The sequence below is a fragment of the Kitasatospora sp. NPDC058048 genome, from assembly GCF_042885555.1.
Lineage (GTDB): Bacteria > Actinomycetota > Actinomycetes > Streptomycetales > Streptomycetaceae > Kitasatospora > Kitasatospora lactacystinica.
The window spans coordinates 42481-68201 of sequence record NZ_JBHVRT010000053.1 but is presented as its reverse complement, the minus strand read 5'-3'; the positions used below and the strand labels follow the sequence as shown (position 1 = coordinate 68201).

The 25721-nt window shown below is 75.3% G+C and carries 24 protein-coding genes and 1 tRNA gene; 10 read left to right on the top strand and 15 right to left on the bottom strand.

Translation table 11 applies throughout. The annotated features are described in order from the left end of the window. Window positions 1-246: 246 nt before the first annotated feature. Window positions 247-1677: an RICIN domain-containing protein gene (locus tag ACFVVA_RS37430; RefSeq protein ID WP_387695172.1), complete on the top strand. Its 1431-nt coding sequence runs from the start codon at window positions 247-249 to the stop codon at window positions 1675-1677. Between the two features lie 39 nt (window positions 1678-1716). Here the strand turns inward: ACFVVA_RS37430 and ACFVVA_RS37425 are convergent, their stop codons facing one another. Continuing rightward, window positions 1717-2145 carry a hypothetical protein gene (locus ACFVVA_RS37425; protein WP_387695170.1) on the bottom strand — a complete coding sequence of 143 codons (429 nt, stop codon included), beginning with the start codon at window positions 2143-2145 and terminating at the stop codon, window positions 1717-1719. A 218-nt stretch (window positions 2146-2363) separates the two neighbouring features. Between ACFVVA_RS37425 and ACFVVA_RS37420 the strand changes: the two genes are divergently transcribed. Together ACFVVA_RS37420 and ACFVVA_RS37415 are read left to right on the top strand one after the other, a co-directional pair. Beyond that, window positions 2364-2957 (top strand): transglutaminase family protein, encoded by a 594-nt coding sequence (locus ACFVVA_RS37420; protein WP_387695169.1) that lies wholly within the window; start codon window positions 2364-2366, stop codon window positions 2955-2957. Between the two features lie 296 nt (window positions 2958-3253). Then, entirely contained in the window at window positions 3254-3916 is a 663-nt protein-coding gene (locus ACFVVA_RS37415; protein ID WP_387695168.1) for a DUF4241 domain-containing protein, read from the top strand. Window positions 3917-4021: 105 nt separating this feature from the next. Here ACFVVA_RS37415 and ACFVVA_RS37410 read toward each other — a convergent pair whose 3' ends face one another. Together ACFVVA_RS37410 and ACFVVA_RS37405 are read right to left on the bottom strand one after the other, a co-directional pair. Continuing rightward, window positions 4022-4384, bottom strand: coding sequence for a hypothetical protein (locus ACFVVA_RS37410; RefSeq protein ID WP_387695167.1), 363 nt, complete (start codon window positions 4382-4384; stop codon window positions 4022-4024). A gap of 206 nt (window positions 4385-4590) precedes the next feature. Continuing rightward, on the bottom strand, window positions 4591-4803 hold the full coding sequence (locus ACFVVA_RS37405) for a hypothetical protein (protein ID WP_387695166.1): 213 nt from the start codon (window positions 4801-4803) through the stop codon (window positions 4591-4593). A 259-nt stretch (window positions 4804-5062) separates the two neighbouring features. On the opposite strand from ACFVVA_RS37405, the gene ACFVVA_RS37400 reads away from it, so the two are divergent. Then, on the top strand, window positions 5063-6541 hold the full coding sequence (locus tag ACFVVA_RS37400) for a purine-cytosine permease family protein (protein ID WP_387695165.1): 1479 nt from the start codon (window positions 5063-5065) through the stop codon (window positions 6539-6541). Window positions 6542-6815: 274 nt separating this feature from the next. Here ACFVVA_RS37400 and ACFVVA_RS37395 read toward each other — a convergent pair whose 3' ends face one another. Together ACFVVA_RS37395 and ACFVVA_RS37390 are read right to left on the bottom strand one after the other, a co-directional pair. After that, complete coding sequence (locus ACFVVA_RS37395; RefSeq protein WP_387695164.1) at window positions 6816-7070, bottom strand: hypothetical protein; 255 nt, start codon at window positions 7068-7070, stop codon at window positions 6816-6818. 295 nt (window positions 7071-7365) lie between these two features. Beyond that, window positions 7366-7436: transfer RNA gene (locus tag ACFVVA_RS37390), tRNA-Cys, on the bottom strand. A 308-nt stretch (window positions 7437-7744) separates the two neighbouring features. Here ACFVVA_RS37390 and ACFVVA_RS37385 point away from each other — a divergent pair. After that, entirely contained in the window at window positions 7745-8455 is a 711-nt protein-coding gene (locus ACFVVA_RS37385; RefSeq protein ID WP_387695163.1) for a hypothetical protein, read from the top strand. Window positions 8456-8462: 7 nt separating this feature from the next. On the opposite strand, the gene ACFVVA_RS37380 is transcribed toward ACFVVA_RS37385, so the two are convergent. Then, window positions 8463-9134, bottom strand: coding sequence for a polysaccharide deacetylase family protein (locus ACFVVA_RS37380; RefSeq protein ID WP_387695162.1), 672 nt, complete (start codon window positions 9132-9134; stop codon window positions 8463-8465). Between the two features lie 383 nt (window positions 9135-9517). Then, window positions 9518-10243 carry a DUF4232 domain-containing protein gene (locus ACFVVA_RS37375; RefSeq protein ID WP_387695161.1) on the bottom strand — a complete coding sequence of 242 codons (726 nt, stop codon included), beginning with the start codon at window positions 10241-10243 and terminating at the stop codon, window positions 9518-9520. Between the two features lie 427 nt (window positions 10244-10670). Between ACFVVA_RS37375 and ACFVVA_RS37370 the strand changes: the two genes are divergently transcribed. The 4 genes from ACFVVA_RS37370 (at window position 10671) to ACFVVA_RS37355 (ending at window position 15317) form a co-directional block, all read left to right on the top strand. Beyond that, window positions 10671-12164: an SDR family oxidoreductase gene (locus ACFVVA_RS37370; protein WP_387695160.1), complete on the top strand. Its 1494-nt coding sequence runs from the start codon at window positions 10671-10673 to the stop codon at window positions 12162-12164. A 203-nt stretch (window positions 12165-12367) separates the two neighbouring features. Further along, complete coding sequence (locus ACFVVA_RS37365) at window positions 12368-12787, top strand: YciI family protein (RefSeq protein ID WP_380552160.1); 420 nt, start codon at window positions 12368-12370, stop codon at window positions 12785-12787. Beyond that, window positions 12760-14091, top strand: a complete 1332-nt coding sequence (locus tag ACFVVA_RS37360) for an RNA polymerase sigma factor (protein ID WP_387695159.1) — start codon at window positions 12760-12762, stop codon at window positions 14089-14091. Before ACFVVA_RS37365 ends, ACFVVA_RS37360 begins: the two co-directional genes overlap by 28 nt. A gap of 143 nt (window positions 14092-14234) precedes the next feature. Further along, window positions 14235-15317, top strand: a complete 1083-nt coding sequence (locus ACFVVA_RS37355; RefSeq protein WP_387695158.1) for a hypothetical protein — start codon at window positions 14235-14237, stop codon at window positions 15315-15317. A gap of 128 nt (window positions 15318-15445) precedes the next feature. On the opposite strand, the gene ACFVVA_RS37350 is transcribed toward ACFVVA_RS37355, so the two are convergent. The 5 genes from ACFVVA_RS37350 to ACFVVA_RS37330 all read right to left on the bottom strand — a co-directional run bounded on the left by ACFVVA_RS37350 (window position 15446) and on the right by ACFVVA_RS37330 (window position 20518). Next, on the bottom strand, window positions 15446-17794 hold the full coding sequence (locus ACFVVA_RS37350) for an FtsX-like permease family protein (protein WP_387695157.1): 2349 nt from the start codon (window positions 17792-17794) through the stop codon (window positions 15446-15448). Next, window positions 17791-18477 carry an ABC transporter ATP-binding protein gene (locus tag ACFVVA_RS37345; RefSeq protein WP_387695156.1) on the bottom strand — a complete coding sequence of 229 codons (687 nt, stop codon included), beginning with the start codon at window positions 18475-18477 and terminating at the stop codon, window positions 17791-17793. The genes ACFVVA_RS37350 and ACFVVA_RS37345 overlap by 4 nt, the downstream gene beginning before the upstream one ends. Further along, window positions 18474-19007, bottom strand: a complete 534-nt coding sequence (locus tag ACFVVA_RS37340; protein ID WP_387695155.1) for a PadR family transcriptional regulator — start codon at window positions 19005-19007, stop codon at window positions 18474-18476. The genes ACFVVA_RS37345 and ACFVVA_RS37340 overlap by 4 nt, the downstream gene beginning before the upstream one ends. 144 nt (window positions 19008-19151) lie before the next feature. Next, complete coding sequence (locus ACFVVA_RS37335) at window positions 19152-19661, bottom strand: hypothetical protein (RefSeq protein ID WP_387695154.1); 510 nt, start codon at window positions 19659-19661, stop codon at window positions 19152-19154. 155 nt (window positions 19662-19816) lie between these two features. Continuing rightward, the gene (locus ACFVVA_RS37330; RefSeq protein WP_387695153.1) at window positions 19817-20518 is read right to left on the bottom strand and encodes an aspartate/glutamate racemase family protein; all 702 of its coding nucleotides are present in this window, start codon (window positions 20516-20518) and stop codon (window positions 19817-19819) included. 134 nt (window positions 20519-20652) lie between these two features. Between ACFVVA_RS37330 and ACFVVA_RS37325 the strand changes: the two genes are divergently transcribed. After that, entirely contained in the window at window positions 20653-20955 is a 303-nt protein-coding gene (locus ACFVVA_RS37325; RefSeq protein WP_387695152.1) for a hypothetical protein, read from the top strand. Here ACFVVA_RS37325 and ACFVVA_RS37320 read toward each other — a convergent pair. The 3 genes from ACFVVA_RS37320 to ACFVVA_RS37310 form a co-directional block, all read right to left on the bottom strand. Further along, complete coding sequence (locus ACFVVA_RS37320) at window positions 20942-21754, bottom strand: maleylpyruvate isomerase family mycothiol-dependent enzyme (protein ID WP_387695151.1); 813 nt, start codon at window positions 21752-21754, stop codon at window positions 20942-20944. The genes ACFVVA_RS37325 and ACFVVA_RS37320 overlap by 14 nt on opposite strands. A gap of 139 nt (window positions 21755-21893) precedes the next feature. Beyond that, the gene (locus ACFVVA_RS37315; RefSeq protein ID WP_387695173.1) at window positions 21894-22805 is read right to left on the bottom strand and encodes an ABC transporter ATP-binding protein; all 912 of its coding nucleotides are present in this window, start codon (window positions 22803-22805) and stop codon (window positions 21894-21896) included. A gap of 44 nt (window positions 22806-22849) precedes the next feature. Then, on the bottom strand, window positions 22850-25684 hold the full coding sequence (locus ACFVVA_RS37310) for a hypothetical protein (RefSeq protein ID WP_387695150.1): 2835 nt from the start codon (window positions 25682-25684) through the stop codon (window positions 22850-22852). Window positions 25685-25721 lie beyond the last annotated feature (37 nt).

Below are 25721 nucleotides of genomic sequence, written 5' to 3'. Positions count from 1 at the left end.
TCGTCGTTCATCGCATCCGTGTGTGAGCGCCCTCACCGGCCGGGATCCGACGGCATCGCTGACGGACCCACCACCGTCACACCGGGTCACCACCGGCCGGCCGCCACTGAGACCCCCGCCACACCCCGCAGACGCGGCCCCGCCGGTCCGTGCGTTGACGGATGATGCGTGTGCTGCCGGGAGCATCCCGGCCCGGTGCCCCGCGGCACCGAGGCACCGAGGCACCGAGGCACCGAGGGGGAGATTGTGCGATTCACCGGCCGGGTCTCCGGCGTCCTGTCGACCGTCCTGCTGGCGGCGGGAGTCGTGGCCGCCCCGCAGGCCGGCGCGGCGCCCGCCGCACCGTGCTCGGGCGGCCGGGTGCTGGACGTGGTCGCCCACCACGACGACGACCTGCTCTTCCTGACCCCCGACCTGATCCACGACCTGGCGAACCCCGACGTCTGCGTGCGGACCCTGTTCCTGGTCGGCTCGTACTACAGCCGGGACGACGTCGCGGCGCATCCCACGGACGCCGACAAGTACGCCTACATGGAAAGCCGGGAGGCCGGCGACCGCGAGGCCTACCGGGCGGCCGCCGGCATCCCCGGCGACTGGCAGCACGCGCCCTACTCGGCGGCGGGCGTGCGGGCGACGGCGTGGTCGCTGGGCGGCCGGATCTCCACGGTCGAGCTGCGCGTGCCCGACGCCGCCGCGTCCAACGACGCCGGCACGATGTTCAAGGGCCAGCTGTGGGCGCTGTACGCGGACGGCCGGGAGGCCTGGCCCGTCCCGGGTGCGGACGCGCCGGTGCAGCAGCGGCTGAGCCGCGAGCAGGTCCTCGCCTTCGTCCAGGGCGTCATCGACGACTACGGGCCGACCGTGATCAACACCGAGGATCCGTCGGCGGACCACCAGCGGAGCTCCATGGACGGGAACTTCCACCCCGACCACGTCGCGGCGACCAGGCTGCTGCTCGGCGCCCTGAACCGTCGCGGCGGGACCTGGCCGCGCACGACCTACTACCGGGACTACCTGGCGCGGGATTCGGCCCCCAACCTGGACGGCCCGGAACAGGCCCGCAAGCAGCAGGTCTTCGAGGCCTACTGCCCGTACGACGACGAGATCCACCGCGGCGGCTCCTGCCGACCGGACTACGTCGACTGGTACCGGCGCCAGTACTACGCCGACTCGACGTGGCGCGGCTCCTACATCCTGCCCATGTCCTACGGCTTCGAGGACCCGAAGCTCGACCAGCGCTACCGCGTCGTGAACCGCTCCACCGGCCTCTACCTCGACGTCTCCGGCTCCTCGGTCGCCGACCAGGCCCCCCTGCTCGGCTTCTCCCCCACCGGGAACCCCAACCAGGCCTTCACCTTCAGGGCCGCCCTGGGCGGCTGGAACCTGCGCCCGGTGCACAGCGACCAGTGCCTCGACGTGACCGGGTCGAGCACCACCGCCGGCACCCCCCTGATCCAGTTCCACTGCACCGCCGTCACCGTCGGCCCCGCCAACGTGTCATGGATGTCCAGCCCCAACCAGGCCTTCCGCGTCCGCGGCGACCGCACCGGCGGCTACACCATCACCAACGCCAATTCCGGCCTCGCCCTCACCTCCCCCGCCCGGGCCGGAGGAGCGGTCACCCAGGCACCCGCCGCCGGCACCCCCGACCAGCTGTGGGACCTCGTCCCGGCCTGACCCGCGCCGTGGCGCCCCGGCCGCGGCGCCCCGGCCGGCTCATGACCCGGCGCGGCATGACCCGGTGCAGCAGCAGGGCCGGACCGAGGGTGCCGGTGGGGCGATCTCCCGTCGGTGGCGCTCACCGCGCAGGGCCCGCTGGAGTTCGGGGTCGTCGTCCGGGTCGTAGAGCGGGGAGGCGGTGCCAACGACGTGGTCGTGGATGCGCTGCCATTCGTCGCGGGCGGCGGCCGCGTGGAGGGCGGCCTCCTCCCCGGCGTCGGTGCGCCGGTAGGCGGTGCGCCGGATCCTCCGGGCGGCGGCGAGGGCCTGGGCGATCGCGCGCGGGCTCGTCCCGGCGGCCCGGAGGCGGACCCGGTGCCGGACGTCGCCGAGCAGCCCGTACTCCCGGTCGTCCGGCTCCCCCTGGGCGTGCGGATCGACGGGTGGGGCGGCGGGGCCGGGTGCGGGGCGGGTGGTGTCGGTCATCGCGGGTGCCTTCCGGAGCGGAGGTGCGGGGCGGGGACGAGCGGTGCCCGCGGGGACGGGCCGGGCCACGGCTGCCCGTACCCTGCCGTTCGCCCCGCCACCCGGGCAAGGCGGGCAGTGCGGCCCCGGGCCCTGTCCCCCGCCCCCTGCCCCCTGCCCCCTGTCCAGGGGGTGGAATTCCGCCCGCGGTGGACGGTGCGCGCGGCACCGTGGGCGGCATGATCCTGCAACCGGAGACCACCGACCTCGCCGCCTACCTCGGGGCGGACAAGGTGATCGACCATCAGCACCCGGAGCTGCGGCGGCTGGCCGCCGAGCTGGCCGCGCCGGAGGCGGCGTACCACCACGTCCGCGACCGGGTGGCGCACTCCGCGGACGCGGGCGCGTACAGCGGGGCGTTCCGCGCCTCCGAGGTGCTGGCCGCGCGCAACGCGATCTGCCACGGCAAGTCGCACCTGCTGGCCGCGCTGCTGCGGGCGCAGGGCGTGCCGACCGGCCTGTGCTACCAGCGGCTGGAGGACGGCGGGGGCGGATTCGTGCTGCACGCCCTCAACGCCGTGCACCTGGACGGCCGCTGGTCCCGCCTGGACGCCCGGGGCAACCGGGAGGGCGTCGACGCGCGGTACGACCTGGACCGGGAGCGGCTGGCCTGGCCGGTCCGGCCGGAGCGGGGCGAGCGCGACTACCCCGGGGTCTTCGCCGCACCACCGGCCGCGCTGGTCCGGGCGCTCGCCCGGGCGGTGCCCGGCCGATTCGGCTACGACCACCTGCCGTCCGAACTCCCGGGCGAGGCGTCGCCCGGCCCCGGGTGAGGCGCCCGGCCCCGGGTGAGACGGGCGGCCGGTCGTCCGGGGATTCGCCCGTGGGCGTTACGGGGCGCCGGCACGCGGCCCGGCGGCGTGCCCGTCCGCCGGGTGCGGGCCATGGTGTGGCCGCCACCGGGACGGCCGTCCTCGCGGTCCGCCGCCACGGCCGCGGCACGGAAAGCCGGTAGGCACCCGCGTCAGCGGCCTGGATCGCCGGTGCCCCGGGGGCGCCGGGGTTGTCCGTGGGGGTGCGTATCGTCCGGGGCGGCAGGCACCACGGACGTGAGAAGAAAGGGGCGGGCATGAACGAGGTCCGGCAGGAGACGAGCGAGTACCTCGACGGGCTGTTCACCCCGGGTGTGCGGATCGGCGGCAATCCGCACACCCCGTACAGCTGGATCGAGATAGCCGAACTGAAGGAAGTCAGCACGATCCGGCTGCCGAGCGGGCGGCTGGTCGTGGACTCGCCCTGGAGCACCGGGGCGCCGCGCGAGCTCGCGGTCCGCGTGCCGCCCGGCGAGTACCCGGTGGACGTCTCCTGGGCCGACTGGCCCCGCCTCGCCGACGGCTACTACACCGAACACCGGATGTGCGCCGCGACGCGCCTGCGCGTGCGCGACGAGCCGGTGGTCACCTGGCAGCTCGCCCTCGGGGTGGGCGAGGACCCGGCGCTGCGCTCCGCCGGCGCGGGGTACGAGGCGGAGGAGGCGATGGGCTGCTTCGCCGACGCCACCGCCTGGCAGGCGTTGACCGGGCCCTTCCGCCACGGTCCGGCGGCCGGACGGGACACCGAGGACCTCTGCGAGGGCCACTTCGAGCTCGTCCGCGACGAGGCGCACCGGGCCGACCTGCTGACCTTCGGCGTCCCGGAGGGCTGGGGGCAGGTCTGGGAGGGCCTGGCCCGCGACGGCGGGATCGCGGCGATCGTCGCACCCGGCCCGGTGCCCACCAGCCCGTGGGACTGAGCGGTCCTGCCGCCGCACCGGCGGCCCCGACGGACGGCGGCCCGGGTGCGGCCCTTCACCATCGGGCCGCCGTCCGCGGCCGGGCGCGGGCGGCCCGTGCCGAGGTCAGCCGGCTTCCGGCGCCGGGCCGGGGCCGGCGGCGCCCGCCATCACCTGGGCGTGCAGGCAGGCGCGGGCGTGCGACAGGGCCGCGGCGGCGGCGCGCAGGTGGTGGTTGACGACGGGGAGCAGGGTGCCGCGCAGGCGATCGGCGGTGTGCAGTGCGGTGGCGGCCTGTCCCAGCAGCTCGCCGGCGCGGTGTATGGCCTGGCCGCGGTCGCTGGCGCGGTACTCCTCGGCGAGGGCTGCGGCGGCATGGGCGAGTTCGCCGACGCCGGGGTCTTCGACGGGTTCGGCGCCGAAGAACTCCAGCATGGACGCCAGTTCTGCCAGCCGGGCGTTGCGGCGCTTGTCCCACCAGGTGCTCACGTTGCGATCATGCACCACGACGCACCGCGATGTGGTGGGAACGGGTCAACTTCCCTGCGCGGGGGAGAATCCGGCCCGTCGGGGGTGGGTGACCGGCGCTTCCGGCCTCCGGGGGCGGCGCCGGGGGCGTACGCACGACCGGGGCGCGCCCCCAGGAGGGCGCGCAGCGCCGGGCGGTGCGGGATCCCTCCGCCGCCCGCACCGGGTCAGTAGCCGTCGTACGGCTGGCAGCCGGGGCAGACGTCGATCTGCACGCCGGGTGCGGGGCAGGGGTAGAACCAGCCCGCGCGAGCGGCCCGCTGGTGGATCAGCGGGCCGTCGGTCTCGGCCCTGCCGTCGTGGAAGACGGCACCGCACCCGTGGTCGCAGGTCATGGTGCCGATCGGGCGGGTGTCGGCCCCCGCGAACGTGACAGCCATCTCGGCTCCCCTCTCCCGGCCGCCAGTCTGCCGCCCCCGGCGGGCGGTGAACAGGCCGCGGCCCAAGCCGCGCCGCCGAGGTGGGCGCGGGCACCGGACCACTGGGCGCCGGGCCGCCGGGCCGCCGGACCACTGGGCCGAACCCGTAACGAAGTGGACAAAGTAGGATGGCTGAACTCCCGCGCTACGCGCGAAGAGTTCCATAAATGCCCCATTTGCCTGTTTCATTCTCCCGCTTCACACGCACGGAGCCACCCTCATGGACAACCTGTCCACCGTCGACGTCGACGGCGCGATAGAGACCCGCGGTATCGAACCCGTCCCGGACCACGAGCGCCGGGGCAGAGTCCGCGAGCTCTTCCCGACCTGGGTCGCGGCGAACATCAGCGTCCTGCTCCTCACCATGGGCGCGGCCCTGGTGGTGTTCAACCAGTTGAACTTCTGGCAGGTCCTGGTCGTCGCCGCGTGCGCCGCACTCGCCTCCTTCGGCATGGTCGGCGTGCTGTCGGTCTCCGGGAAGTGGGGCGGCGCCCCGGGCGCCACGCTCTCCCGGGCCACCTTCGGGGTGCGCGGCAACCTCTTCCCCGGCGCGATCCTCTGGGTCGCCCGGTTCGGCTGGGAGACGATCAACGCCGTCACCGGCGCCTACGCCGTGCTGACCGTCCTCGACCTGATGTTCGGCGTCAAGAGCAACACCGCGCTGATCGTCATCACGCTGTTCGCCTTCGTCGCCTGCACCTTCCTGGTCTCCGGCATGGGCCGCAAGGCGCTGAACGTCTGCAACACCTGGTCGACGTACCTCTTCGGCGTCTTCAGCGTCCTGGTCCTGGGCTACCTGATCGCGACCATGAACTGGAGCGAGGTCTTCTCCAAGCCCGCGGGCACCACCGCGATGATGATCGCCGGCATCGGGACGATCGCCGCCGGCGGCATCAGCTGGGTCCCCACCGGCCCGGACTTCGCCCGCTACCTGCCGCACTCCGCCTCCGGCCGGAAGATCGTCGGCGTGACGGTCTCCGGTGCCGGCCTGGTGATGGTGCCGATGGTGCTGATGGGCGCCGTGATGGCGGTGGCCTCGCCCGGCCTGGCGCAGGCCGCGGACCCGGTCTCCTTCCTCGGCGACCTGCTGCCGACCTGGCTGGCCGTGCCCTACCTGCTGACCGCGATCGTGGGCATGCTGCTGATCAACAGCCTCTCCATGTACTCGGCCGGCTTCACCGCGCAGACCATGGGCGTGAAGCTGCCGCGCGCCACGGCCGTCAGCATCAACGCCGTGATCTCGCTGGTCGGCGGCCTGCTGCTGATGCTGGTCGCCAAGAGCTTCCTGGGCTCCTTCATCACCTTCCTGATCCTGCTCGCCGTCTCCTTCTCGGCCTGGATCGGCGTCTACGCGGTGGACATGTTCCGCCGCCGGTCGCGTGCGGTGCGCTACGACGCCGCCGCGCTGATGGACACCAGCAGGAACAGCCCGTACTGGTACAAGGCCGGCTTCTGCTGGCAGGCGATGGTCTCCTGGGTGCTCGCGCTGCTGATCGGGCTCGCCTTCACCAAGTGCGACTGGTTCGCCGGCCCGTTCTCCGACACCCCGATCGGCAAGTACGGGCTCGCCTGGGCGGCGACCATCGTGATCTCCGGCGCGATCATGGCCGTGCTCCCCGCGCCCCGGGAGAACACCCCCGCCACCGCCGAGCAGCCCGCCGACGTCCCGGCGGAGCGCACCGAGCGGGTCACCGTCTGACCGCACGGCGCGAACCCCCGCACGCCCCGGACCGCCCGGGTGCCGGCTCCACCGAGCCGGCACCCGGGCGGTCCGGTTTTCGGTTCCGCAGATTCCGCCGGTGCCGTGGCCGGGCGCCGGGGCGCCGGACGAGGTCCTGGTGGCCGGCGCCCTCGGCCCGGGCCGGTGTTCCGGATCGCTGCTCGCCGCGCCGCGCCGCGGCGAGCAGGTCCGTGCGCAGCGGCCCGTCACCGGCCTCGCGCGGGAGCAGGTCGTGCGGGCGTTCCTGCCCGCCCTACCGGGACGGCGCGGCCCGGACCAGGGCCCGGCACTTCCGGCACGAGGCCGGGTCCCCGGGCTCGAAGTGGCACAGGAAGACCTTGAAGCAGCGGAGCCCGCACAGGGTGCGGGGCCTGCCGCGGCTCAGGTCCCCGGCGTGCAGGACACCGGGGACCCCCTGGACCCCGACGGCGGGGAACTCGGCAGGCTCGCGCGCGGTGGCGGAGGACCGGGTCCCGTCCGGGGCTCCGGTGTCCGGGCTGTCGGTCATGCCGGGCAGCATGCCACGGTCGGGGACCGCCGTCGGCGCCGGGCTCCCACCGCGGGTCGGCGGGGCTTGCGTGCCGGTGGGCGGCGGCCTGCCGTACGTGGCCGGGCGGTCGGACGGGCGGCCCGGAGACGCCGGGGCCGATGCCGGGTCAGCACTCCCGGGGAGGCCCCCCGGCCCGGGCCTTGCCGTCCGGGCCGGGGCGGCAGCCGGGCTGTTCCTGCGGTGGGCTGACGGACCGCCGGCCGACGCGGGGGCGGCCGGCGGGGCACACCCCGGCACCGGCGGACAGGAGAAAAGGTGGAGACAGGAATCGAACCCGTCTGAACGGTCCTGCAAACCGTCGCCTCGCCACTCGGCCACTCCACCTCGACAACGGTGGAAACATTACACACGTATGAACCGGAACTCTCCGGAAGTGCTGGATTTTCACTCCGGAAGGCTCTTAATGCTTCTAGTGTTATTTCTCTCGACATGGCGCCGAAAGGGCCCGGAGGCCGACACGGGGAAAGTCATGTTGCGCTAGCCTGTGCCGATATCTCCAACCCGATGGGATTTCATTGATGGCCGTCGAGGAATCACGGTTCACCCGTATCACGGAGCTGCGTGGCGAATCCGCCACGAACCGGTGCCAGTACAAGAGTCTGCCCCTGCGCGACCTTCCGCCGCTCGGTGTCGTGCGTCGCGCGCGGATCGTCCGCGAAGGCCTGCGTGAGCGCCGCGCCGACATTCCGGCGCCCGGCCGTCCCTCCCGCTTCGCCGAGGGGGACTGGGTCCGGGTGAAGGACGAGGCCGTGGTGCGCGCCACCCTGGACGCCAAGGACCGCCACCGCGGCCTGTGGTTCACCCGGAGCCAGTGGTCGTTCTGCGGCGGCGTCTACCAGGTCGAACGCGTCGTGCGCCGCATGATCGACGACCACTACCGCGTGCGGCGCCTGTCGGGCACCGTCGCCCTGGCCGGCGCCACCTGCCACGGCGCCGACGGGACCCAGGGCTGCGGCATGGACTGCGCGCTGCTGTTCCGCGACGAATGGCTGGAGCCCGCCCCCGCGCCGGTCCCCGCCGCCCGGCCGGTCGCCCTGTGGGCGACGGTGCGCAGCCTCGCGGAGATCCACGCGACCCTCGGCTCCGACGGGCGCCTGCACGGCGTCCCCTTCCAGCCGGGGATGGAGCTCCACGCCGGCACCCGGCACGGCGCCACCGAGCTGCGTCACCGGTCCCTGGCCTGGTGGCAGCACCCCACCGGGGGGCGCTGGTTCATCCTCCAGGGCCTGCGCTGCGGCGGCGAGCCGGCCCCCACCGGCTGCGACCGCCGCTGCGCCCTGCTGTGGCACGAGTCCTGGCTGCGCCTGGAACCCGCCGCGGAACCCTCCGCCGCCGGCCGCTGAGCGGCCGTCAGCGCCGCCAGCGGTCGCGCACCAGCTTCGCGGTCAGGTGCAGCGGTCCGTCCCGGTCCCCGACGTAACATCGGGGAAGCGCGTACACCCCGCTGTGGGGCCCGGGGCTGACCGCGCACCCGTACGCGTAGCCGGCCTGCTCCACCGCCTCCACGGCGGCGTCGTCGAGCGAGCCGTACGGGTAGCAGAACCCGTCGACCTCCCGGCCCGTGAGGTCCTCCAGCACGTGGCGGCTGTCGGTGACCTGGGCGGCGAGGTCCCGCGCGCCCAGGCCCGCCAGCCGCCGGTGGGTCAGCCCGTGCGAGCCGATCTCCACCCCGGCGGCAGCGGCTTCCCGGACCTCGTCCGCCGTCATCAGCGGCTTGCGCGGGCCCTGCCGGTCCCAGTCGTTGGATCCGCCGAGCCGGCCGGCCACCACGTAGACCGTCGCGGTGAAGCCGTACTCCGCCAGTGCGGGCATGGCCTCCTCCAGGAAGTCGCGGTACCCGTCGTCGAAGCTGAGCCCGACCAGGCCCGCCGCGGTGCCGTCCCGGTGGGAACGCATCAGCTCGCCCACCGACACCCCGCGCAGCCCGCGGGCGGACAGCCAGCGCAGCTGGCGGCGGAACCGCGCGGGATCGACGGTGATCAGATAGGGGTCCTCGACCGTCGACGTCACCGAGTGATACATGAGTGTCCACGGGAGGCTTCCAGCGCCTGCGCCGGTCTCCCTTTCCGGACTATTGCGTGGTCGAATGATTCGCATGTTCCGCTCCAGCTGTCCGGTGGCACCGCCTGTGCAGGTGGACCCGAGGAAATTGCATTCTGGCAGCGTCGGACCCGGCTTCCATTCGCGCCAGGCGACTCCGCTTCATTTCACCCGGATGCCGGAGCGGGAGCCGTCTGCCGGGGGACCGGCCGAACAGCCCCGATGACGGTGGCGGTAATGGCGACGGCGGGGGCGGGGGCCGCCGTCGCAGGTGCCGGAGCAGGCCCTGGAGGGGCGAGGGGTTCTCGCCGCCCGCTCCGGCCGTGGCGGCAGGTGCCGCCGTGGCGGGCGGGCCGGTTCCGGGGCTACTTGGGGGCGGCCGTCATGGAGGCGACGGCGTCCGCCACGCTGGAGCGGTAGTTGCCCATCTTGGGGTTCAGCACCCGCACGCCGCTGTCGAGCGGGAAGTTCTGGGTGTTCGCGAGGGGCATGTTGGTGCCCTCGTCGTCGGCCAGCACGTTGATCTCGTTGATGCCGGGGGTGGTGCCGGTGGTGGCGCCGCTCGGGTCGAGGTCGATCACCGCGTAGGCGTTCTGCCCCGCCGGGACCGTGAAGCGCTCGGTGCCGCTGGCGAGTATCGGCTTGACGTTCTTGCTCTGGTCGGGCGAGACGGAGTCGCCGAGGTCGACCCCCGGGGAGGAGCTCAGGCTGCAGGAGCTCGCACCGGTGTTGCGCACCTCGATCACCCGCTGGCCGGCCGCCCCGGACCGGGCCGTCACCTTGATCGAGAGGTTCTTGATGTCGCACGGGTGGGCGGCGGCGCCGGCACCGCCGCCGTCGGACTTGGTGCCGCCCGGGGTGCTCGCGCCGGACGGCTTCTGCGGGGCGGGCTTCGTCGCCGCTCCCGTGGCCGGTGCGCCCGCCGTGGGGGCACCGGAGGCCGGGGGCGTGACGGCCACCGTGGCGGCCGCGGAGGCCCCCGGGCCGCCGGCCGTGTCGGTGTTGTCGGGCCCGCAGGCGGTCAGCGCGAGGCCGGCTCCGACGACAAGGGCGGCGGAGGCGAGCAGCTGGTGACGGTGGCGGACGGACATGGTGGCTCCCCGATGGCGGTGCGTGCTGACTTGCGTGGACACCTCACAGGACGGTCGGTGGACGGCTTTTGGTGGCATGCACAGCGTCACAATCATCCGGACAGGATGAAGATCGGATCGTGACATTCCGTCAAGTGCGTGCGGGTGGACGGCCGGCCCGGGATCGGCTCGGCGGGCGGCCCGGGATCGGCTCGGCGGGCGGCGGGCGGGGCCGCGAGGGCGGCCCGGGAGGCGGACGGCGACCGGCCGTACGGGCCCGGGGCCTGCGGGCCGCGGCCGGCCGCGCGAGGCCCGGCCGTGGCCCGGCTCGGGCGACCGCGGGCGCGGCAGCGGGCGCGCCGGGCCTTCCGGTGCGGGAACGTGGAACCGGACGAGGGCTTCCCGGCCCGGCGGAAGCCGCGGGTGCTGCTTCCGGAGAGGAGTCGACATGGATCCGCTGCGGCCCGGCCCGCTGCGCTGCCTGGTGACCGGGGCGACCGGCTACATCGGCGGCCGGCTCGTGCCCGAACTGCTCGCCCGCGGGCACACCGTGCGCTGCCTGGTGCGCGATCCCCGGCGGCTGCGCGACCAGCCCTGGCGGGCCCGGGTGGAGACCGCCACCGGTGACGTCACCCGCCCCGCCACCCTCGCCGGGGCCTTCGACGGCGTCGACGTCGCCTACTACCTCGTCCACTCGCTCGGCACCGGGCCGTCCTTCGAGGCGACCGACCGCGACGCCGCCCGCGCCTTCGCGGCAGCCGCGGCGGCCGCCGGCGTCACCCGGATCGTCTACCTCGGCGGCCTCGTCCCCGCCGGGGTGCCCGAGGCGGACCTCTCCCCCCACCTGCGCTCGCGCGCCGAGGTCGGCCGTGTCCTGCGCGCCGGCGGTGTCCCGACGGCCGAACTGCGCGCCGCCGTGATCATCGGCTCCGGCAGCGCCTCCTTCGAGATGCTGCGCCACCTCACCGAACGCCTGCCCGCGATGGTCACCCCGCGCTGGGTGTCCACCCGGATCCAGCCGATCGCCGTCCGGGACGTCCTGCGCTTCCTGGTCGGCGCCGCCCACCTGCCGCCCGGGCTGAACCGCACCTTCGACATCGGCGGCCCCGACGTCCTCACCTACGAGCAGATGATGCAGCGCTACGCCAGCGTCGCCGGGCTGCGCCGGCGCCTCGTCGTCCCCGTGCCGGTCCTCACCCCCCGCCTCTCCAGCTACTGGGTCGGTCTGGTGACCCCGGTGCCGGGGTCCATCGCCCGCCCCCTCGTCGAGTCCCTGCGCCACGAGGTCGTCTGCGGCGAGCACGACATCGCCCGCTGGGTGCCCGACCCGCCGGAGGGCCTGACCGGCTTCGACCGGGCCGTCACGCTCGCCCTGCGCCGGATCAAGGACGCCGACGTCGCCACCCGCTGGTCCTCCGCCTCGCTGCCCGGTGTGCCCAGCGACCCGTTGCCCACCGATCCCGACTGGGCCGGCGGCAGCCTCTACCAGGACGTCCGGGAACGCGTCGTGGCCGCGCCGCCCGCCGCCGTCTGGCGGGTGATCGAGAGCATCGGCGGCGACAACGGCTGGTACTCCTTCCCGCTCGCCTGGGCCGTGCGCGGCCGGCTGGACCGCCTGGTCGGCGGCGTCGGACTGCGCCGGGGCCGCCGCGACCCGGCCCGGCTGCGGGTCGGGGACTCCCTGGACTTCTGGCGCGTCGAGGAGATCGAACCCGGCCGGCTGCTGCGCCTGCGGGCCGAGATGCGCCTGCCCGGACCGGCCTGGCTCGAACTCTCCGTCGCACCGGACGGGGACCGCGGGACCCGGTACCGGCAGCGGGCCCTGTTCCACCCGCACGGCCTGGCCGGACACGCGTACTGGTGGGCCGCCGCGCCGTTCCACACCGTGGTGTTCGGGGGCATGGCCCGCAACATCACCGAACGCGCCCGCCGGCAGCCCTGATCCGGCCGGACGCCGGCCGGGCCCCGGCTCCCCTGCTCCCCTGCTCCCCTGCTCCCCTGCGTGCGACGCGGGCCCCCGTCGCGGGGAACACGAAGAACACGAAGAAAATGATCCGGGTCCGCCCACCGTGTCGATCCGCGACCGCGCCGTTCGACCTGGGACCGGAAGGGTCGAGAGGCGACCCCCGAACGAGGAGGCCGGAGATGGCGAAGTACATGCTGATCATGCGGGGCACCGACGAGTCCGTCGCGAAGATGATGGAGACGCCCTTCGAGGAGATGCTCGAAACGGTCGGCCGTTTCAACGAGGAGCTGATCCGGGCGGGCGTGCTCGTCGCCGCCGAGGGGCTGGACGACCCCTCGCAGGGCGTGGTGGTGGACTTCGGCGGGGAGACCCCGGTGGTCACCGACGGACCGTACGGCGAGACGAAGGAGCTGTTCGGCGGCTTCTACGTGATCGACGTCGCCTCGAAGGAGGAGGCCGTCGAGTGGGCCAAGCGCCTCCCGGCGCTGCCCGGCTCGAAGTGCGAGGTCCGCCGCGTGCCGGGCATCGAGGAGTTCCCGCAGGACAACGAGTGGATCGTCAAGGAGCGGGCGTGGCGCGAGAGGACCGGCCAGCTGTGACAGCCGGGGCCACCGACGGCCCGCCGGTCGCCGAGTCGGCGCGGCGGGCCGTCGAGGCCGTCTGGCGGATCGAGTCGGCACGGATCGTCGGGGCGCTGGCCCGCTACACCGGGGACTTCGCGCTGGCCGAGGACGTCGCGCAGGAGGCGCTGGCGGAGGCACTCGTCACCTGGACGCGCGACGGTGCGCCGGCCAACCCGGTGGGCTGGCTGCTGGCGACCGCGCGGCGGCGGGCCGTCGACGCCTTCCGCCGCAGGTCGGCCCGCGACGAGCGGTACGCCGCGCTCGCCGGCCGGCTCGCCGACGGCCAGTCCAGCTCGGGCGCGGCCGACCCGCCCGCGCCGCCCGACGATCTGCCGTGGGACCCGGACCGGGTCGACGACGACGTCCTGTCCCTCATGTTCGTCGCGTGCCACCCGGTGCTGTCGCCCGAGGCCCGGGTGGCACTCACGCTGCGCGTGGTGGGCGGCCTGTCCAGCGAGGAGATCGCCCGCGCCTTCCTCGTGCCGGTACCGACCGTGCAGGCCCGCATCACCCGGGCCAAGAAGACGATCGCCGCCGCCCACGTGCCGTTCGAGCTGCCGCCGCCCGAGGAACGGCCGGCGCGGCTCGGCGCCGTCCTGAGCGTCCTGTACGTGGTCTTCACGGAGGGCTCGACGGCGACGGCCGGCGACCACCTGCTGCGCCCCGACCTCGCCTACGAAGCCGTACGGCTGGCCCGGGTCCTGGCCGCCCTGCTGCCCGGGGAGCCCGAGGTGCACGGCCAGCTCGCGCTGTTCGAGCTCACCGCCGCGCGCTTCCCGGCCCGCACCGGGCCCGACGGCGAGGCGGTGCTCCTGGAGGACCAGGACCGGCGCCGGTGGGACCGCTCCGCGATCCGGCGCGGTCTGGCCGCGCTCGGCCGCGCCGCCGCCCTCGGGCGGGGCCTCGGACCGTACGGTCTGCAGGCCTCGATCGCCGCCTGCCACGCGACGGCGCCCTCGGTGCCGGAGACCGACTGGGACCGCATCGTGCTCCTGTACGAGGCGCTCGGCCGAGTGGCCCCCTCCCCCGTCGTCGACCTCAACCGCGCGGTGGCCGTCGCGATGGCGGGCGGACCGCGGGAGGCGCTGTCCATCGTCGACGACCTGGCCGCCTCCGGCCGCCTGTCCGGGTCGCACCTGCTCCCCGGTGTGCGCGGCGAACTGCTGCTCCGCCTCGACCGCACCGCCGAGGCCCGTGCCGAGCTGGAACTCGCCGCCCGCCTGTGCCGCAACTCCCGCGAGCGGTCGGTGCTGCTGCGCAAGGCGGCCGCGCTGGGGTGACGTCCGCCGGCCCGGCCGCCCGCGCCCGCCACCGCCACCGCCAGCGACCGCGGCCGGCGGAATTTCCGCTTCCCCCTGCTCTCCTGGCTCTGGTATGACAGCACCTGGCCCGATCGGGGCCACCTGAACAGGGGGATGTTGTCGTGCTGAGGACCACCCGCCGACGCCGGGTACGCGTCGCTTCGATGCTGGCCGCCTCGGTGGCGCTCGCCACCGTGATGACGGCCGCGCCGGCCGGGGCCGCGCCCCGCTCGACCGGGAGCGACGCCGCCCCGACGGCCGGGCTGAACCTGATGCTGCGCGCCGATCCGTGGAAGGTCGTCCAGACCCGCCGGGCACCGGACGGCACCTGGGACGCCGCCAGGGAGATCCCGCAGTTCGGCGGCTTCCGGTACTGGACGACCGTCGTCGACTCCGGGCGGCTGCGGCTGTTCGGGCTCCGGAGCTCCGGCCCGATGAGCGTGCAGTTCGTCCAGTCGACGCAGCAGCCCGACGGCAGCTGGTCCGCCCCGACCCCGATGCGGGGCCTGGCGGAACTGCCCGTCTCCAGCGAGTACTTCCAGCTGGGCACGGCCGGCGCGGCCATCGTGGACGGCCGGGTCCAGCTGGCGGCGGTCGACCCCGCGGGCCGGCTCGTCCACACCGTCGAGAACCCGGACGGGAGCTGGCAGCCCTGGGGAGCGATCAGCGCCCCTCCGGGACTCGGCTCGGACAAATACTTCAGCCTGGCGACGGCCGAGGTGAACGGCGAACTGCACATCGTGGCCACCATGTGGAACGACGGCAGCGTGCTCCACACCATCCGGCACGCGGACGGCACCTGGGCCGGCTGGGGCAACATCATGGGCGCGGCCGGGACCCCCTCCCCCTGGGGCTGGCCGCACGACGTGGTCGCGGTGGGCATCAACGGCGCGCTGCAGGTCGCCGTGGTGAACAACAGCCAGATCGCCGTCTACCACACGATCCGCAACTCCGACGGGAACTGGGCCGGTTGGGGGCCCATCGGCCAGCAGATCCTCACCCAGCCCTTCTACGTGTGCGGCGCCGACGGCGCCAATGTGAACAACGAGCTGCAGCTGCTCTTCGAGACCTGCGCCAACAACGGCTCGCTCTACCACACCATCCGTCACGCGAACGGCAGTTGGGACCGGGCCGGCTACGTCCAGAGCGCCGTCGACCTCTCCCCCTGGCGGCCCGTCGCGGACGGGTCGGCCGTCGGCGGCTGATCCCCCGGGCCGCCTCCCCGGCCGGCTCCCGTACCGCCGCCCCCAAGCCGCCGTCTCCCGCCCCGGCGCGGGAGACGGCCCCCGCGGGGACCGGCCGGGGTGCGTCGGGGCGCCGCGCGGGATCCGGGCTACTCGTAGCGCAGCGCGTCGGGCCGCATCAGCCGCAGGAGGCGCGGCAGTCCGAGGGCGGTGGTGAGGAGGACCGCGCCGGCCGCGATTCCCGACATGGCCAGCATCGAGCCCCAGTCCACGTTCCACGGGACGCCCGCCGCGTACTGCAGCACCGTTCCCATCAGCAGGCCGCCGACGGCCGCCAGCACCAGGCCCAGGGCCATCGGGAGCAGCGTCTGCCACAGCACCGACAGGCCCAGGACGCGGCGGCGGGTGCCGACGGCGTTCAGCACGCCGAGCACCCGGCGCTGTTCCCGGAAGCGCTCCAGCTGGCCGACCAGCAGGCTGAGGGAGACCAGCAGGAGGGTGATCGCCGATCCCGCCGTCAGCAGGCGCTTGACCGCGAGGTAGGTGGGGTCGAGCGTGTTGTCGAGCGGGAACCCGGTGCGGGCCTGCGGGTCGATCGCCATCACGGCTGTGGTCAGCTGCTCCTTGGGGTCCGTCAGGCCGTCGGCGAGCGACACCAGGACGGTCGCCGGCTGTCCGCGCAGCGCCTCGGCCGGCACGGCGGCGGGGGTGAGCAGCAGCAGGCCGGATCCGAGCCGCCCGTTGGGGTCCGCGCCCTCGACGGCGGTGACGGTGGCCGTCACGGCGGGCAGCGGGAAGGGGGCCGGCTCGCCGGTGCCCCGGAAGTAGGCGGCGTGGACGGTCGTCCCGGGCCGGACCGGTTCGGCGTCCGGCCGCCCGGCCGGTCCCTGGACCGCGAAGGCGTCGCCGTCCTTGCAGTCGGGCAGGGTCGCGAAGCCGCGCAGCACCGTGCAGGAGGCGATCCGGACCGAGGGCAGCTGCCAGGACCTGGCCGTCCCGCTCTCCAGGGAGAACTCGGTGTACGCCGCGGTGGCCTTGACCGCGGCGCTGTGCGCCAGGCGTTCGGCGATGCCGTCGGCGGTGGGCGCGCCGCCGGGGAAGGACACCGACTGCTGGTACGGCCCGGCGGCGGGCACGCCCCGGGTGTTGCCCTCGTACTGTGTGCTGATGCCGAGGAAGAGCGTCTGCAGGGCGATCGCCCCGGCGATCGCCACCACGACGCCGCTGACCGCCGCGGCGGCCGGTCCCGAGCCCAACTGCAGGCGGCGGGTGGCCAGTTGCCAGGAAAGCCCGCCGCCGCCGGCCCGTCGGGTGACGGCCTCCACCAGCCACGGCAGGAGGGTGCAGAGGCCGATCAGCGTCAGCATCACGCCGACGGCCACGAGGAGCGATCCGTGTGTGCCGTTCCCCGGGTCGAAGAGCGCGAGGGCGAACACCGTCAGGGCCAGGCCGGCCAGCGGCAGCATCAGGCGCCATCCGATCCGGCGCCGGCCGGGGCCGGAGCGGCGGACCACGCCGAGCGGGTCGACGGTCGCCCGGCGCATCGCGAGCAGGGTGACGCCGATGCCCATGAGCGGCACGATCACGGCGATCGCGGCAGCGACGGCGGGCTGCGGTGCGACGTCCTCGGGGTAGAAGCTGAATCCGGCGAGCCGGATCCGTCCGATCGCCTGTCGGCCGATCAGGAAGAGCGCCGCCCCGGCGGCCAGGCCCAGCACCGCGCCCACCAGGGACTCCCCGGCGGCGATCCGGGCGGTCATCCGGTGGTCCGCGCCGCCGAGCCGCAGGGCGGCGAGGCGGCGGTCGCGCCGTTCGCCGCCGAAGCGCGCGGCGGCGGCGAGGAAGACCCCGACCGGGGCCAGCATCACCGTCAGGCCCACGGCGTTGAGCAGGATCAGCTTCGGGTCCATGGATTTGGGCGGTGAGAAGTGGCCGAACTCGGTGATCCGGACGGCGCCGGTGTCCACCGAGAGGCGGTCGCCGCCGAGCACGAAGTCGGCCTGGCCGGGTCCGAGCAGTCCGGCCGGGCCGATGGTGCCGACCACGGGGTGGGGCAGGCGCTCGCGCAGCAGCTGGTTGGCGGGGTCCTTCAGCAGGTCGGCCAGGGCCGGGGAGACGGCCATCTCGCCGGGCTTCGGGTAGGCGGCCACCCCGGGCGGCAGCGCCGCGTTCGGGCCCTCGGGCTGGACGATCCGGCCGCGGACGGGCGTGCCGTGGAAGGTGGTGTCGGCGACGGCCACCAGGACCGTCCGGTCGCCGGGGGTGGGCAGGTCCTCGTCCTGGAAGGTGTCGTTCTGCGTGTACAGGCGCTGGTCGCGGTGGTGCACGATGCCGGGGAAGGAGGCGGTGAAGAGCAGCAGGGCCACTCCCAGGCCGACGCCGCAGGCGGTGAGCAGCAGCCGGCCCCAGCCGTCCTGTCCGCTGGTGACGGCCAGTCGGGCGCCGAGGGCGAGCTGGTCCAGGGCCGGCCGGCGGACCTTCGGGTCGGCGGCGCTCACCGGGCGGCCGCCAGGTCGCGGGTGCGGCCGTCGCGGACGACGACCTCGCGGTCCGCGTAGGCGGCGACCCGCGTCTCGTGGGTGACCAGGACGACGGCCGCGCCGGTCTCCCGCGCGGCGACGGTCAGCAGCTTCATGACGCGTTCGCCGTTGAGGGTGTCGAGGGCGCCGGTCGGCTCGTCGGCGAACACCGCCTTGGGGCCGGTGATCAGGGCGCGGGCGGCCCCCACCCGCTGGCCCTGGCCGCCGGACACCTCGCCGGGGCGCTTGGCGGCGACGTCGGCGACCTCCAGTCGTTCCAGCCACTCGCCGGCGCGGGCCTCGGCGGCCTTGCGGCGCATGCCGTTCAGGCGCAGCGGCAGCGCGACGTTCTCCAGGCAGGAGAGTTCCGGGACGAGCTGGCCGAACTGGAACAGGAAGCCGAACTCGGTGCGCCGCAGGGCGCTGAGCTCGGCGTCGGTGCAGGTGGTGAGGTCGCGGCCCCGGTAGCCGATGGTGCCGCGGTCGGGGCGGGTGATGCCGGCGAGGCAGTGCAGCAGGGTGGACTTCCCGGAGCCGGAGGGGCCCATGACGGCGACGAGTTCGCCGGCGGCGACGGTGAGCGAGGCGCCGGCGAGGGCCGGGGTGAGGCCGAAGGACTTGTGCAGGTCCTGGGCGGTGAGCAGGGGTCCGGCGCTGGTCAACGTGGGGTCTCCGTGAGGCGGGCGGTGAGGTCGTCGAGGCGGGCGGCGGTCAGTTCCAGCCAGCGCAGGTCGGCCTCCAGGTGGAACAGCGCGTGGTCGCAGATCAGTTCGTCGGCGAGGTCGCCGGCGAGCTTGCGGCGGGTCAGTTCGCGCATGGTCCGCAGGTGTTCGGCCCGCTGGGTGTCCAGGACGTCGGCGGCGGAGCGTCCGGTCAGGATGGCGAGCACGACCTTGTGGTAGAGGGTGCTCTGCAGGTACGGCTGCGGGTCCTCCGGCTGGTTGAGCCAGTCGGCGAGGTCGGTGACTCCGGCGTCGGTGATGGCGTACCGCTTGCGGTCCGGGCCGTCGCCGGCCTCCACACCCTCCACGACGACCAGGCCGTTCTTCAGCAGCCGGGAGAGCGTCGCGTACACCTGCCCGTAGTGCAGGGACCGGTCGCGCCCGAAGTGCTCGTCGTAGAGGCGTTTGATGTCGTATCCGTGGCGGGGCTGGGCTTCCAGGAACCCGAGGAGCATCTGTCCGAGTGACATGATCAAGGACTATACACATCATGTATACATGGCATGTATAGCGAGGCGGGCCCCGGCGGTGGGGCCGGCCCGCACCCGCTCCGTACGCCCGCCGGCCGCACCCGCGAGGGCTGCGGCCGGCGAGCGGTTCCCGCCCCGGGTCGGTCAGGCGTCCGGCTGGGTGACCGCCAGCCCCCAGTGCACGTCGGGGGCCGACGCCCTCACCCCGACGTGGAAGGACCGGCCCTGCTCGGCCGTCACCACCGCCGAGCCCCTGTCGACGGCCTCGGCCGGACAGGGCACGGTGAACTCCACCGGGGTGGTGTCGCCGTAGTACGGCGTGAAGGTGACCCGCACCTCGCCCGCGCCGCCGCTGCCGCCCCGGCAGCCGACCGTGACGGTGACGGGCGGACCGGCCGTGTAGGCGCCGCCGGTGACCGCCCCGCCGTCACCGATCCAGTCCGGGATCCAGATCAGGCCCTCCGGCCCGGGGTAGGGCAGGATCTCGCCCGTCCCCGGCGTCCCGTGCCCGGGCTCCCCGGACTCCCCGGGCTCCCCGGCCTGTCCTGCCTGTCCGGCCTGTCCGGCGGACGCCGGGGCGGCCGTCACCGCGACCGCCGCCATTGCCGCCATCGCCGCGACCGCCGTCGTCCAGGCGAAACTCGCACGCCTCATGGTCATCCCCTCCGTGGTGCCGGGCCCGGGCGTCCCGACGTACCCGCACACTGTCATCCGGCACCGACAGCGCCGCCTGAGTACGGATGCTCAAGCGGCCCGGTGCTCCCCGCCGCGGCGGGAGGGCGGTACGTCCTCGGCCGGGCGGCACTGCCCTACGCGGGCCCGCCGTCCGCCGGTGCGGCCCCCGCCGCGGGGCGTGCCACCGCGGCGGCGGCAGCGGCGGCGCGCAGCCCGAGGGCCGGGCTGGACAGGACCGGCACCGCGGTCGCGGTCCGCTGCGCGGCGTCCGCCATGGACGCCTGGGCGAGGACGACGGCGTCCGCGTCGTCCACGGCCTCGACGGCGGCCGCGATCGCCGTCAGGTAGCCGGCGCGGTCACCGCTCTCGAACCGGTCCCAGGCGCCGTCGACCACCGCGGCCGTCACCGTGACCGGCCGGCCGGATCGGGCGGCCTCCTCGTCGACGAGGGCCGTGGTCGGACCCAGAGTGCCGGCCAGTGCGGCGATCACGGCGATGCGTGTCACGGCTCGGCCGCCGCCGGGTGCGACGGCGACGGCGGCCGCCGCCATCGGACGGTCGACGCGCAGCACGGGCACTCCCAGCGCCGCGGCCCGGGCCTCCGCGACGCCCCCGATCGTCGAACAGGTGCACAGCACCGCCGCGGCCCCGGCGGCGATCGCCGGGGCGAGAGCCCGGTCGATGTCCCCCGCGACGGCCTCGGGCCCCTCGGCCAGGGCCCTGGCCAGCAACCCCTCCGACACGACGTGCCGCAGGGACAGCCCGGGGTGCTCGCGGTCCCGGAGCGCGTCGAAGACGGGGACGTGGACCGGGGAGGTGTGGAGCAGCGCCAGCATGCGCGCGATGCTAGCGGCCCCGGCCGGACCCCGTCGCCGGGAGGGCGCCGGGGCGGGGTGTCAGGGGTGGGGGTGGCTGGGCCGGATGCCACGGTGCGGGTGCAGCGGACGGGTCGGGCGGCGAGGTTGTGGAGATGGACACCGTCATCGTGCTCGAACCCGATACGCCGACCAATGTGCGGATCCTCGGCCCCGACCGCGGGCCGGCGGGCCCCGGGGACCCGGTGCGTCTGGCGCACTGCGCCCCCGCGGAGGCCTCCGGCGCCTGCGGCCCCCTGACGCTGTGCGGCCTGAGCACCTCCGACATGACCCTGGCCCCTCGCCGCTCCCCCGCGCCCGGCGGGCCCCAGTGGAACGCCTGCGGGGCGTGCCGTGAGGCCGAGGGGGGCGCCGCGGGCGATGGCGCCGGGCCGGCGCGCGGGTTCAGGGGGCTGTGAACAGTCCGGGGAAGGACGGGGCCAGCCAGGGCCGGCGGCCCCAGGCGAGCACCTTGCCGCGGGCGATGGCGCCGGTGGTGGAGCAGCGGCCCAGGGCGAGGAGGAAGAACGCCACCGGCTCGACGAGGATCGTGCAGTCGGGGCGGCGGGGCGGCTCCTGGCTGACCGCGACGGCGCCGTCGGTGAAGGTGACCGCGAATCCGCCCGCGCCGCGCAGTCGCAGCCGGTAGCAGGCGCTGTGGCCGGCCGCGGTGCGGGCGTCCGCCACCAGGGGCATGGCCGTTCGCAGGAACGGCATGGTCAGCCCGACGCGTTGCCGGTCGATCGGGTGGGGCCGGCCGAGCGCGACGGCGACGTCGTAGAGGTGGGCCAGCATGTGGGTCAGCAGGTAAGCGCCGAGGGTGTCCAGGTCCATCGGGCCGAGCGGGGTCAGCATCGGCTCGGTGCCGGTGCGCGGGCCGGCCGCTGCCGCGAACTCCCCTGCCTGGCGGGCGATTTGCTCGGCGAGTACGGCCGGGTCGCGTTCGGGTCGCGCGGCCAGCGAGACCTCGTTGGCCGCGGCCAGCGCGCCCGGGGTGCCGTCCCCGTACGGGCGTTCCTCCCCGGCGGCGAGGGCGGCCATCAGTTCGTTGGCCATCGCGAGGTGGGCGGCGGCCTCGGCGACCGTCCACTCGGCGCCGGGGATGCGGATGTCGCCGCGGCAGTCGGCGAGCAGGGGGACGGCTTCGTCGCCGACCGCGGTGACGGCCTGGAGGAGCGCTGTGCGTGTGGCGGAGGGAGAGTGTTGGGGGAACGTCATGGTGGTGAGACTGGTCGACTCCCGCACCGCTGTCCAGTTCCCTGACAGGGCCGGGAGAACGGGTGTTCCTGTCGGTCGGCGGGCGGGCGGACGGCGGGTCGGGCGGCGGACGGACGGCGCGTCGGGCGGCGGGCGGAGGTCAGCCGCCGTCCGCGGCGGGTCCGGCGCCCGGCGGGCGGTCGCGGTCGGGCCACACGGTGATGTGGTCGTGTTCGAGGACCAGCCGAACGCGGTGCGCCAGGCCGAGGGATTCCGTGAAGTCGCGAGGCAGTTGGAGCCGGCCGACCCGGTCCAGCACCGTGTACTCGACGGGTGCGCCGTCGCCGTCGCCATCACCGTCGGCGGCCGCGGGGCCCCGCAGCACTTCGGTGGAGGTGCGCCCGTCGCGGATCCGTACCGTGCGGCGGACCTGGTCGGCCACCAGGGCGTCGTGGGTGACGATCAGGACGGTGGTGCCCAGTTCGCTGTTGGCGGTGCGCAGGGCGGTGAAGATCTCCTGCGAGGTGGCGGTGTCCAGTTCGCCGGTGGGTTCGTCGGCGAGCAGCAGGCGGGGTTCGTTGGCGAGGGCGACGGCGATGGCGACCCGCTGCTGTTCGCCGCCGGAGAGCGCGGCGGGGGTGCGGTCGCCCGCCTGGGCGATGCCCATCAGGTCGAGCAGTTCGGTGGCCCGGGCGGCGCGGCGGCGGCGCGGTACGCCGGCGTAGCCCATGGGCAGTTGGACGTTCTCGCGGGCGGTCAGGTAGGGCAGCAGGTTGGCGGCGGTCTGCTGCTGGATCGTTCCGACGGTGCGGCGGCGGTAGGCGGTGCGTTCGCGCCGCTTGAGCGCGCCCAGGTCGGTGCCGTCGACGGTGGCGGTGCCGGCGCTGGGGGTGTCCAGGCCGGCGAGGATGCCGAGCAGGGTGGATTTGCCGGAGCCGGAGGCCCCGACCAGGGCGGTCAGTTCGCCCTCGCGCACGGTCAGGTCGAGTCCCTGCAGGGCCTGGACCTCGACGCCGCCGCGGGCGGTGGTGCCGGTGCGGTAGATCCGTACGAGGCTCTCGCAGTGGACCATGGGCCGGTCGGTCCCGGCGGCGGGTCGTTCGTTCTCACGGGTGGTCACAGGGCCTCCCCCAGTCGTAGGACGGCGCCCAGGGCGCGGCGGCGGGCGATCGCGGTCTCCAGGGCGCCGGCCGCCGTCACCAGCACGGTCAGGGCGAGGCCGAGCGCCGTGGTGGTGGTCCAGTCGGTGTGTGCGGCGGGTTCGAAGGGCGCTCCGGTGAGCGCCTGCAGCCGCAGGCCGGGGCCGAGCGCCCCGGGCAGCAGCAGGCCCAGGGCGGTTCCGCCGGCCGCGGCGGTCAGCAGCAGTGGCAGCGGGTGCAGCAGTTGCAGGGCGAGTACCGAGCGGCCGGTGAGCCCCAGGGTGCGCAGGTAGGAGGTGACGCGGGCGCGTTCGGTGGCGCTGAGGAGGAGGTCCAGGACGAAGGCGCCGAGGGCGAGCAGCAGGGCGAGTGCGGTGGTGACCTGGAAGGCGAGCTGGACCGAGCGGACCAGTCCGTCGGTGCGCAGGGCCTCGAACTCCGCGGCGTGGTCGAGCAGTTCGACCCGCGGGCCGGTCCTGCCGGTGGGGGCGAGCTGCGGGGTGGCCGCGGTGCGCACGGCGGCCCGGTCCAGCGGCGGGGCGCCGGCGGCGGGGTGGAGCAGGAGTGCGGAGGGGTGGCCGGGCTGTGCGGGCAGGCGTTGTGCGGAGGGGCCGGTGAACAGCAGCAGGGCGCCGGGGCGCGGCCCGTTGCCGAGGACCGGTCCGAGGACCGGGTCGCGCAGGGCGTCCTCGGGCAGGGCGCCGATCACGTGGACCAGGACGCGGCTGGTGCCCAGGGCGGACAGTTCGAAGGTGCCGTCGGGGAAGCGGGCGGCCAGGGCGGGGTCGGCCAGGGCGGTGAGCAGCGGTTCGGCGCCGTTCTCGCCGGTCTGCCGCACCGGCGCGTCGGCCCCGTCGGCGGCCAGCAGGGCGCGGGCGACCGGGGAGGAGGGGCGGGCGGCGGACAGGGCGGCGGCGTCCAGTCCGACGAGCTGGGCGCCGGGGAAGGTGGTGCCGTCGTCCTGCGAGGTGAGTTCGCCGCTCGCGCCGGTGACGGTCACCTGGTGGCCGACGGTGGGGACGTGGGAGAGGTCCTCGGGCAGCCGGTCGCGCGGTCCGACCAGGGCGAGCGGTGCTCCGCCGGTGCGCCAGTCGGCGCTCCGGGCGCGGCTGTCGGTGACGGTGCGCGAGATCCCGGCGCCGAAGACGCCGTAGCCCATGGCCAGCGTCAGGACCAGCAGGGCGAGTGCGGCCGTGCCGGTGTGCCGGCCGGCCTGGGCGAGTGCCACCAGCGGGACCGGGCCGCGCGAGCGGCGCGCCCAGTGGGCGGCCCGGCGCAGCAGCGGGGGCAGCAGGCGGAGCAGGACGAGCGCCGCGACCAGGGCCAGCAGGACCGGGGTCAGGGCGAGCGGGAGGTCGAGGCCGGAGCCGGCGAGGGCGCCGCGGGTGCGCAGCGCGGTCAGTGCGCCCGCGGCGAGCAGCAGGGCCAGGGCTTCCAGGACGAGGCGGCGCGCGCGTGCCGGGGGCCGGGTGCGCGGGGCGGTGGTGAGCAGGGTGGCGGCCGGGGCGCACCAGACCAGCAGGGCGGCGACGGCCGCCGGCAGGGCGGACCCCAGGGCGGTGCCCTGGGGCGTGGTGGCGCGGGCGATCGCCCAGCCCGCGGCGGCGCCGGCGCCGACCGCGACCGCGGCCTCGGCCAGCAGGCGGCCGGCGATCCCGGCGGTCCCGGCGCCGCGGGAGAGCTGGAGGGCGAAGGCGCCGGCCCGGCGGCGGGCGCCGAGCCGTGCGGTGGCGACGGCGGTGGCCACGACCACGGCGAGCAGTCCGACGAGCGCGAAGCCCTGGAGCTGTTGGGCGCGTCCTCGTTGGGCGGCGTAGGCGTCCAGTTCGGGCGTGAGCCGGTCGGTGACGGCGATCTTGGGCACGATCTGGCCGGCCAGTGTGCAGAGGCCGCCGGATTCGTCCCCGCAGCGCTGGGCGGTGTCGGCGGCGCGCAGCCCGGCGAGGGCGGCGCGCAGTTCGGCGGTCCCGGTGGCGGTGGCGGCGGGCCCGGACCGGTCGGTGGCCACGGGCAGGTCCCAGGCCAGTTCGAGCGGTACGGTGCCGCGGCCCGCGACCTGTTCGATCCCTTCGGCGCTGGTGAGGAGTTGGCCGACCAGTTGCTGGCCGGTCTCGGCCGGGACGGTCCAGGGGGCGACGAGCATCGGGAACTGCTGCCAGAGGCGGTCGGCGCCGTGGTCGGTGCGGAAGACGCCGACCAGGAGCACCGGGGTGGACCAGCCGGTGCCGGCCAGGCCGAATCGCTGACCCGTCGTCAGGCCGAGGCGGTCCCTGGTGGTTTCGGAGACGGCGACCTCGACGGCGGGCGGCTGTCCGGGCGGGTCGGTCGGGTCGGGTGCGGGTTGCCGGGGTGCGCGGCCCTGGACGTACTCGACCGGGCCGTGGGCGTCGTCGGGCTGGGCGTGGACCAGGCTGAGCCCCGGGGGCCGGCCGTAGGGGGTGGGGACTCCGGGCCCTTCCGCCACCGCGGAGGGGGCGCTCACGCGGCCATTCGGTGTGCCGAGCGCGGCGGCCAGTCGCGGGCCGGCGGCGGCGCGCACCGCGTGGCCGGCCCGGTCGAGGTCGCGGTCGAGGGCGCCGGGGGTGATCCGGGGCCTGGACGGCAGCGGGACGGTGGTGGACGTGGCGGTGATCAGCGGGCCGGACAGCTGGGCGCGGGCGACCCGGTCCGCGAGCGCGCCGGCGGCGAGGCGGTCGAAGCGCGGCGGCCAGCTCAGCGGGATCGCCGTGAGCAGGACGGAGAGCAGCGCCAGCCCGGCCGCCACCGGCCAGGCGATCCGCGCCTCTCGTCGGATCAGGCGCAGTGTCAGCATGCGGGGCTCCCGCCGTCGAAGCGTCCGTTGCGGGGCA